This window comes from Zoogloea sp. (genome assembly GCF_023150065.1).
Lineage (GTDB): Bacteria > Pseudomonadota > Gammaproteobacteria > Burkholderiales > Rhodocyclaceae > Zoogloea.
In genome coordinates this window covers 1-575 of record NZ_JAKLLN010000187.1, presented here as the reverse complement: position 1 = coordinate 575, position 575 = coordinate 1, and the positions used below count along the sequence as shown (strand labels likewise).

The 575-nt window shown below is 66.1% G+C and carries 1 protein-coding gene; it reads right to left on the bottom strand.

All coding sequences use genetic code 11. From position 1 onward, the window contains the following. Positions 1 to 524: histidine kinase dimerization/phospho-acceptor domain-containing protein (locus L6Q67_RS24190; protein ID WP_296576263.1), on the bottom strand; the 524-nt coding region annotated here is incomplete at its 3' end. Positions 525 to 575: the final 51 nt, after the last annotated feature.

The window sequence follows — 575 nt, the reverse complement described above, 5'->3', positions numbered from 1 at the left end:
ATCGCATTGCCCAGCATGTTGACCAGCACCTGGGACAGGCGCAGGGGGTCGCTACGGCAGCTGGCGGGCAGTCCGCTTTCGCGCACGAAGAACTTCAGGTGGCGGGCATAGGCACGTTCGGCGGTGAGGGTGAGCGCCGAGTCGATGACCTTGCCGGGCTCGATCGGGATGTGCTCGACCTTCAGCTTGCCGGCCTCGATCTTGGCGCAGTCGAGGATGTCGTTGATGACGCCCAGCAGGTGCTGGCCGGATTCGTTGATCCGGATGAACTGCTGTTCGGCGTGGCGCCCCGACGAGTTGCGGATGCCCATCTGGGCGAGCCCGAGGATGGCGTTGAGCGGGGTGCGGATCTCGTGGCTCATGTTGGCCAGGAACTCGCTGCGGGCCTGGGCGAGGCGTTCGGCTTCGGCGCGGGCAAGGACGTGGGCGCGCTCGACCCGCCGGCGCTCGAACATCTCCTGGAGCACGATGAAGATGACCACCAGCGGCACCAGCCCCATGCCGAGCAGCAGCAGCGTTGGCATGGAGTGGCTGTTCAATTCGCCATCGGTGATGAGTGCGGCGAGCGAAACCGG